At 66.0% G+C, this 9,026-nt stretch carries 2 protein-coding genes and 1 pseudogene; 1 reads left to right on the top strand and 2 read right to left on the bottom strand.

Annotated features, from left to right (window positions below):
- Nucleotides 1–553: 553 nt before the first annotated feature.
- A pseudogene (locus AB0C27_RS56065) lies at nt 554–640 on the top strand (IS5/IS1182 family transposase); the annotation flags it as partial.
- A 360-nt stretch (nt 641–1,000) separates the two neighbouring features.
- Here AB0C27_RS56065 and AB0C27_RS56060 read toward each other — a convergent pair.
- Together AB0C27_RS56060 and AB0C27_RS56055 are read right to left on the bottom strand one after the other, a co-directional pair.
- The gene (locus AB0C27_RS56060; RefSeq protein ID WP_237104864.1) at nt 1,001–1,240 is read right to left on the bottom strand and encodes a hypothetical protein; all 240 of its coding nucleotides are present in this window, start codon (nt 1,238–1,240) and stop codon (nt 1,001–1,003) included.
- Nucleotides 1,241–1,249: 9 nt separating this feature from the next.
- Entirely contained in the window at nt 1,250–7,813 is a 6,564-nt protein-coding gene (locus AB0C27_RS56055) for an RHS repeat-associated core domain-containing protein (RefSeq protein WP_357863608.1), read from the bottom strand.
- Between the last annotated feature and the right edge of the window lie 1,213 nt (nt 7,814–9,026).

The following is a 9,026-nucleotide window of genomic DNA, read 5'->3' as shown; positions in this document are numbered from 1 at the left end:
AGGACTCTAGACAAGCCCCATCCTCCCAGCTCGGAAGCACTTTTCTTATGTAGCCGATCAACCTGCGCGAAATTCACCGCGAAAGCCCGAGGCTAATTTGAGCAGCTACGGCTGCCTACCGTACAACCGCCCGAACATGCGACCAGCACAGCTGTTGATCATGCCAAGATACGTCCGCGCACCCCCCGCCGCGGCGCGTTTCTCAGAGCCACGTGATGATCGGGCCCACATTCCATCCGCCGGGCCCACCCCAGTAGTGCCGTCATCTGCTGTCTCAGCGTTCAGCGAGGACCTTGAGGTTTGTGCCGTAGGTGCTTGCAGCAGGCCGAGCACCCCTCCGGACGTCGGCGCCGAAGACGGCAATCGATCCCAGGGGCGGGGACGGCGTGTAGCGCCACCGGTGTTCGATCTACCTGCCCACGACCACGCAGCGTTTCCAAGTTTCCGGCACCCATCTCTTCGCTCGTGAAACGGCCCGCTCTGGCACCTTGACTCAGCGGTGCCAGATGGCGGCGTCGAAGGCGTCGATCAGGTGCTGCCACTTCTCTGAGAGCCTGCGCTGCCCGGTGCCACGCATGACCTGACCGCGGCACGCGCCACCGGCCTGATCGACGCGTTGACTGCGGCAGGAGTGAAGACTGAACCGCTCCGACTTTCTTGGAGACCCTGGTGTGCCCCGAGGACCTGTTGGAGGCCGCTGACGAGCTGCTGGGTATCGCCAAAGACCGGGACGCAGGTGGGCAGCTGCGCTTCCACCGCGGCCAGCGTGACGCTCAGGACCACTGCTGGTGGGTGCCTCCGTGGCACTTTTGAGGCACCCACCCAACGTGACGCTCCCGTCGAGGTACAGATCGCTCTGCACGTGCTTCGTTTCGGGAAACCGACCATAGCGGCCTGCGGGCAACGAGAGACGAGGGTGACGATTCTCGGAAATCGTCACCCTCGTCGTCAACCCGCTCGGCGATGCGATGGGATGCGATGGGATGCGACGTGGCCAGGATCAGGACACGGTCCCGTCCCCGGCCCGTCTGTGCAAGTCGGACCACGCCGGGCTGGAGGCGACCTTCTCCGTCGCTTCCGCCAGCGAGCAGCCCAGCAGGTCAATGACCCCGCGGATGCAATCGACCGGCGTGAACCCGTTCCTTCTCATGGACCCGATCAGCACGTTGACATCGACGCCCGCCTCCAATTCCTTCTTCGCGTTCGCGAGGAATTCGGCATGCTGTTCCTTGGAGAGCATTCTCTTCGCCTAGCTGTCTGCGCCCGGCACCTTGAATTCGAGATCCGGCCGGTGCCCGACCGGGCCCGTGACGCGTACTCCGCGAACGCGCAGGGACTTGAATCCCTGAGCGCCCAGCGCCGGAAGAAGGACCTTGCGTACTTCACGGAGCAAGAGACCCGCGCCTCCCGTTCCGAGCGATCCACGTGCCATGTCACCCGTCGTGCCGAAGATCGCGATGTCCGACAAGGTCACCTGCCCATTTTCGATACTTACCGTAGCCAATATCTCAATCTTGCCTTGAGGCGTGTCGATGGTGTGGTAAAGCATCTTGCCATGGGCGAGGTTGTCGATACCGCAAAGATCGTCGTTGTGGACGAGTGCGTCGGCGCCTCCGACGGCCACGTGGTAGGTGGAGGAGCCGGCGACATCCAGGTTGTAGACACGCTGATCGCTGCTGGAACTCTTGGCGATGGCGCTCACCTGCACGTACGTACCGGCGCTGGTACGCAGCCACGAGCTGGCCGACAGATCCCCCGCCTCGACCCATGCGCGCTGGTCCGGTGACCAGAAGGGGTGCTCGCTGGTGGCGACGACCACACCCACGCCGTCACCGCGCTCGCCGTCCGTGTCGACCGTGACCTGGACGAGGTTCTTGGCGCCCTTGCCGGCGATCACCGCGATGACCCGCTCCGCCCGCGTCTGACCGGACTTGGGATCGGTGGCGAGGACCATGTCGCCAGTGGCTACCTCTTCGATCGGTTTCCGGGATCCGTCGGCCATCACCACCAGGGTTCCGGGCGTGAAGCTGTTCTTCCGGCCTATCGGGCAGGACTTGCCCACCCCCAGCGCCTCGGTCGCGCTCTGCACCTTTCTCGCAGCGAGCTTGAGCCGGTCCTTCGCCGCGAGCCAGTTCTTGAAGGCGCTGATGGCGTCGCCGGCGTGTTTCCAGACTCTCTTGCCGAGCTCGTACGCCTTCTTCCACTTCCATGGCAGGGCGTACTTCGCAGCGAGCTTGCCTGCGAGACCGCCCGCGAGCGAACCCAGGATGTTGAGCGCGGTCTCGCCACAGGCGCCCAGGTCCCCGCTGGCGAAGCACTTGATGCCAGCGGTGATGCCGAGCTCGTCGGCCGCGATCTTCGCCAGGGCCATCACAGAGTCGATCAGTGCCTTGAGCTGACGGTCCACCTCGCCCTGGGCCGCTCTGGCCTCGGCTTCGGCCTGACGTTTGCGCTGCACTTTGCAGGCCGCGCTCTTGGGCTTGGCGCACGCGTCGACCGGCCCGACATCGTCGATGACCTTCAGCCCCGAGGGGTCGGAGGCGCCGATCGGGTTGTTCCCGGCGTAGGAGTAAGGGTTGCTCCATTGCGGTTTGGACAGGTCGAGCAAGGGATCGGTGGAGACGAACTTGCCGATTCTCGGGTCGTAGTATCGGGCCGACAGGTAGTCGAGGCCGGTTGATTCGTCCTCGGTCTTGCCGAGGAAGCCGCGGTCGGTGAACAGCAGATCGTCCTGGCCGCGGCGCTGCCCGTACGGGCGATACCTCTCCCGGGCGACCTGGCCGGTGGCGTCGTCGATGGCGAGTTGGGTCGAACCGTGCAACCCGGAGGCCATCCACTTCACACCTGCGGCGGTCCGCATCGCGACCACCGTGCCGTCGGGACCCGAGTAGTAGCGGGTGGCCTGGGCGACTCCGCCAACGGCGCGGATCTCCATCGTCCCTAGGTACAGGGTGGACGAGCCGTCAGGGTCACGCCGAATCAGCCGCTCACCTTCAGCGTCGTAGACCATGGACGTCTCAGCGCCATCGACTGTGGCCTTTTCCATCTGGCCGAGGGAGTCCCAGGTGAAGGTGGCCTGCTTGTTGTCCACGGTGCGGGTGACGAGCTGGCCGGCGTCGTCGTAGCCGTACGTGTCGGTCCCGCCGGGGTCGGTGATCGAAGTGACGGCGTTGGGCCGTACGGACGATGCTCCGGCGGGCGGGTAGCCATAGGTGGAGGTCACGCCGTTGTCGCTGGCGGAGGTCATGTTCCCGACGGCGTCGTAGGCGAAGGACTGGCTGTAGGGGTCAGGCCCCTGGTTGTCGGCGGACGCGGCGCAGGAGGCGCCGGTCGTGGTGTAGGCGGAGGTCAGCCGGTTCAGCCCGTCATAGCCGAAGCACTCCGCCTGCCCGGAAGTCGCGTCCTTGATCGTGCTTATCTGGCCACCCTTGCTGTAGGTGAAGTTGTCGTCCTGGGCGACCTGCGAGCCGGAGGTGGTGGTGAGGCGGTTGAGCCAGCCGGTACCTTCATCCCAGGTGAACGTGCGCCTGACCTGGGAGTTGGCGCCGTATTCGCGCTCGTTGAGCCGAGCGGTCGCCGAGTAAACGCTCTCCTTGACGTAGGTGGTCCCGCTCGCGTAGTCGGACGTCAGGCTGCTGGGCAGACCCAGATCGGTGTAACCGAGGGCGAGCTTCTCAGCCGGGAGATCGCCCTTGCCAGGTGCCCCTTGCTCTACCAGGTGCCCCGCCACGTCATATTTGGCGGTGAACTCATAGTCGCCCGCGAGGGCTCCTTCAGAGGCAGGGATGGTGACCTTGGTGGCAGTGGCCCGGTAGGAGCTGTCCAGGGCCAGGACCCTCTCCGTGTACGCGTTGCCACCGACGTATCGCGTCGAGGATGACGGGTACCCCTTGGCGACCTCGTCGTAGGTCCACTCGGTGAGCTTCGTCCCGTTCTGCGGATCTCCCTGCCATTGGCTGGTGCGCCTTCCGAGGTCGTCATAGACGTTCGAGACCTTGGTGCCGTTACCGTCGATGCTCCACGCGAGCCTTCCTACGGCGTCGTAGCCGTAGGAAGCACTGCCCGAGTCACGATCGCTCGCGGCTGTGCGGCGGCCAAGCCAGTCGTAGCTCGCCGTACGGGAGTTGCCGTTGGCATCGGTGATCGTGGAGAGGTTGCCGGCGGCGTTGTAGGTGTAGGTGGTGTCGTGGTGGGTGGCGGCGTCCTTCCACTCCTCGGTCTTGATCGTGCGGTCGAAGACGTCGGAGACGGTGGCCGTCTTGCCGCCGACCGGTGGCGTGACCTCGACCCGGTCCAGGCCCGGGTAGGCGGTTACAGTCCGGCGGAACTCGGCGGCAAGGTGATACTCGATGGCCGCGGTAGGCCGTTCCATGCTGTCGTAGACCTTCTTGGTCCACGAAGGCAGCGTGGTCAGCGCCGGGTTGAGCAGACCGCTGCCCGGATCGGCGGCGTTGTGCACGGGCTGGGAGGTCGCCGCCGCCAGGCCGCGGGCATCGTACGTGGTCAGCAAGACCACACGGCCACCGGCGGGTGAGCTCATCTGCGTCTCGCGAGGTCGGCCGAAACCGTCGTCGTAGCTGTATGTCGAGATGTACGTGGTGCCGCGCAGGAGCTTGCGCATGGTGGTCCTGGCCGGGGCGGTGGGCTGGCCCAGGTTGCCGTTGAACGGGATGTCGTAGGCCACCGTCGCGGTCGGGGTTCCCGCGCTCCTGGGCTGGTCCGGCTCCCACAGGGTGGACGTCCGGCCGAGGGCGTCATAGTCGATCTCCATGGTCTTGCCGTTGGCGTCCACCACCTTGGTGGGAAGACCGTTGCGGTGGGAGGAGAACGTTGTGACGACGTGATTCTTGGGATTGGTAACCGTCACACCCTGGTGCGGCCAGCCCACCACCGGGCTGTAGGCCGTCGTGGTGACCTTGTTCAGGGCGTCGGTGGCGGTCAGCGGGCGGCCGTAGTCGTCGTAGGTGTTCTTGGTGGTGGAGATGGTGGTGGCGTTCGCGTAGGAGCGGGTCTCTGTGACGTTGCCGTCGCTGGGGGTGTTGGTGGCGGGGTCGGTGCCGCCGTCGTACAGGGTGATGGTCTTGCCGAGCACGGTGCCGGTGGTGCAGCTGTCGCCGGAACGCTTTTCTACGGTGGAGGGCAGGCTGGTGATGCCGTTTGCCGGGTTGCGGGCGTATGTGGTGCTGGTGCATATGTTGTCGGTGGTGAGGGCGGTGTCGCCGTAGTCGTTGACCGTGGTGGGCTGGCCGTCGGCGTTGTAGGCGGTGCGCTGGTCGCTCCAGCGCCAGGTGCCGCCGGTGACCAGTTCGCGGGTGCGTTCGCGGGTGCGGTGCACGAAGGCCGGGTCCAGGACGCCGGGGCCGGTGCCGGTGGAGGCGATCTGGTATTCGTAGCGGGTGGATTCGGCTTCGGTGTAGGTGCGCGGGTCGGTGGCGGTCAGTTTCCAGGTCTGCTCTTGGAGGAGCTGGCCTTGCAGGGCGCGGGAGTCGGTGGCCGTGGTGCCTTCGAAGGTGGTGATGGTGGCGCCGTCGATGCCGCGGTAGAAGGTGTCGGAGGTGACGGTGTAGCCGTTGGGGTCGCTGCCGGAGCCTCGGGTGGTGCGGACAGTGCTGTAGCCGCGCCAGTCGCTGCCGCCGGGTGAGAGGTCGGGCTGGGCGAAGTTCACCGGGTTGGTCCAGCGCGGGGCGCCGAGGTAGTCGTAGCTGGTGACCATGTCGGGCGAGCCGCCGACCAGGTCGCGTTCGGTCACCTTCATGGCCAGTTGTTTGAAGAAGCGGCCCCAGCTCTCGTAGCCGGTCTCCTCGTTGTAGTCGTAGTCGACGCGGTAGCAGTCGCCGGTGGCGTCGGGTAAGTAGTTGGTGCCGTCACGGCCCTTGCCGCCGCCGCACGGGTCGGCCTGGCCGTAGGTGACCTCGATCCGGCCGCCCATGCCGTTGCCGATGCCGGCCACGCGGGGCACCATCCGCCAGGACAGGAAGTCGGTCCAGTCCGACCAGTTGTCGTAGTCCATCCGGCCCGCGACCATGGCGGCGTCGAAGCTGACCGGCGGCAGCTTCTGCGTGGTTGTGCCGGCCAGGCCGGTCTGTTGCACGCTGTCCAGCCACAGCACCGGGTCATAGGCGGGGCCGAAGTCGGTGCGGGTGTAGATCCACCGGTAGCGGAAGTCGGTGCGGGTGTCCGGCTCCCACACCCCCGAGGCAGGGTTCTTGGACTCGGTGAGGACCGAGTCCAGCTTGCGGGTGGAGTAGAACGCGACCGCGTCGTTGGTCGTGCAGGACGGGCCGCAGGTCAGGTCGGTCGGCACGTCCAGGCCGCCGCGGTCGGAGGTGGTGAACGTCATCCGCGAGGTCGGCGTGCTGCCGGACACCTGGGTGTTGTGGCCGTAGCTGATCTGCTTGAGGAAACCGCCCCGATCGTACGGCAGCGGCACGTAGACCTCGGAGACACAGTCGGGCATGCAGAAGTAGTTGGTCTCGCGCTCATAGGTGTAGTCGATGACGTTCTCGTTGGCGTCGATCGACTGGTCCAGGTTCCACCGCCACACACCGGTGCAGGTCGGCGGGATCATGTCGTTGAAGTACCGGTCCGCGCACAGCTCGGCACGCTGGTTGCCCACGTACTGCAACTGCCACTGCGCGTCCTTGTTGTAGCCGAAGCGGTGCACCTGCCCGTCGGAGGAGGTGACCTTCCAGTACTCCAGGCCGTCCGCGCCGCCGGTGAGATGCTCGATCTTCCAGCCGAAGTCCGGCACCGTCTTCCACAACCCGCTGGTGCGGTCCTTGACGATCGAGGCCGACCGGCCGGCCAGGTTCAGCACCAGCTCCGACTGGGTGTAGTCCTTGGTGACGTCGGTGGCCAACTCGTCGGGCGACTCCCAGCAGACCGCCGAACCATAGGGGCCGTTCTCGTCGGCGTGCCAGATCAGCGCGGCGGTGTCCGGGTCGTACTCGGTCCAGGCGGTGCACCGGCGGTACTTGCGCTCGATGAACCCGGCCGACACATTCCAGCCGATCCCGGTCACGCCGGACTGGTTGTTGGTCCAGTGGCCCTCGCCGTCCACCGACGAGGCGTCGTACTGCAGTGACAGGTTCGGCCCGTTACCGACCGGTGACGGCGCCTCCGGCAGCGGGTAGTCGTAGGAGAAGCCGCCGCCGGACGTGCCGGCCTGCCAGGTGCCGGACGGCTTGAGGTCGGTGGCGCCGAAGTTGCCGTCCGGGCCGGTCATCCCGGCCGCCAGCACGTACACCGACCCGGACGTGAACGCCTGCCCGGCGCGGGCATCGGCCGTCTTGACGTCCTTGCCGCTCTGGCTCTTCGGCAGCGTCAGCGCCGCTGCCTTGCCGGTGGCCGGGTCGGTGTCAAGGTCGGCCGTCAGCGTGCCGGTCTTGACGTCGTTGTGCGCCTTGACCGGCTGCGGGCGTACGACGCAATCGCGCGGGCGCGGCGTCGTCAGCGCACACGCCGGCAGCCGCAGCAGCTGCAGGCGGGTGGCGAAGTTGCCGCCGTAGGCATCGCGGAAACTCGCATACGAGAACTCCGCTCGCACCTTTCCAGCGCTGTCGCCGGTCAGCCGGGCGGCGATGCCTATCCCGCCCAGCTTCTGCACGGTGTCGGCGGGCAGCGTCTCCACCTTCACCGCGCCGACCTCGGCCGCGCCTTTAACCTCGGAGAGCCGTACCGGCAGCGCGCCCGCCGCTACCGCCTTCTCGCCGGGATCCACCTGCGCCGTGCCCGGTTTCGGCCACACCGGCTCCTTGCGTTCGACCTTCGGCTGGGACTCCTCCGCCCCCTTGACCGTCTTGGCCTTCGCCACCGGTCGGCCATCCACCGATGTCTCGGGATCCGGCCCGGAAACCGACGCCGCCGCCGGAAACACGAGATTGTCAGGCACCCCCAAGCCGGAGATCACTAATGCCATCGCCACCGCGATGATCAGCACCGTCGTCCGTAACCGTCGCCAGGTTCGCATGTCGCCACCTCTTCAGGGCACGCTGACGCAGGCCTTCGGAAGAGGCCGCGTCAGGCCGTAAGGAGTAGATAAAGACGATCAGTCCGGATCTTGATCGACGATCATCTAGAGGTCAACAGCCGCAAGTTCGCCGCAAACGTTACGGAATGTCGCTTTTTTGATCCACAGCGAGGCGCACTGCATGTCAACCAGCTTGTAGAAACTCCCCTTACCAGATGGTCGATACTTTGTGACATGAGTCACATTGACCAGCGGAGTCAGACATGCGCGACCTTCATTCGACAACGTCTTTGTCGGCGCCACAGGCGAGTCCGCCTCCCCGTTGCGCCTTCCACAAGCTGTCGCATCGCTCAGTACAGCATCCGAGCACCAGGTCAGCGGCCGGGCGCTCGTGGACCGCCGGGCTTGAGCAGTGCGACTGGCCGAGACGCGTTCGATCGCGTCCGACGCCTGCCGGGGCGCGGCCGAGTACTACATCGCCAAGAGCCCTCCGCCCCGTCCGCGCCAATTAGGAGACCGTGACGGTGGCCGTACGGACGTGCGGCGCGCGCGGGCCGTCCCATCGAACGCGAACGACGCAGCATTGACAAGCTGCTCGGACGCCCGGCAGCGGAGAGACGGGCCGCCGACGCCACAGAACCTCGCCGTCCGCGACCAGGCACTCATGCCCAGCGCTCATCCATCTGGCGTCGGCGAGGCAGCGTCAATTGGCCCGGCCGGACCACCGGATCTGCAGCTCACAAGAGCATCCGCATATGAATAGCGGGAACGCCTTGCAGGGCTCCGACCGCGCGTAACGTTTTGACCAGGCCAAACGCCTGTCAAGCGATGGACGATAGGAGGTCCTTGCCGAGGCGTCAATGCACGGTGGACAGAAACCACATATCGCCCATCAATAGACATGTTGGACTCGAAAAGACTCGAGCTCTCCTAAAGCGGGTGCCGCAGGTTCGAATCCTGCCGGGGGCACACTGTGATGTCTCAGGACATCGGAAACCCTCGAACCTACGGGTTCGGGGGTTTCGTCTTGCTGGGGTTTGCCTGAGGTTGGTAATCG

This window comes from Nonomuraea sp. NPDC048882 (genome assembly GCF_040649755.1).
Taxonomy (GTDB): Bacteria; Actinomycetota; Actinomycetes; order Streptosporangiales; family Streptosporangiaceae; genus Nonomuraea; species Nonomuraea maheshkhaliensis.
The sequence above is the reverse complement of the archived record's forward strand: the minus strand, read 5'-3'. Positions and strand labels throughout refer to the sequence as shown.

What these genes read in the sequence shown, in the direction of transcription:
- AB0C27_RS56060 (WP_237104864.1), bottom strand. Translation starts at nt 1,240, where the DNA reads ATGCTCTCCAAGGAACAGCATGCCGAATTCCTCGCGAACGCGAAGAAG.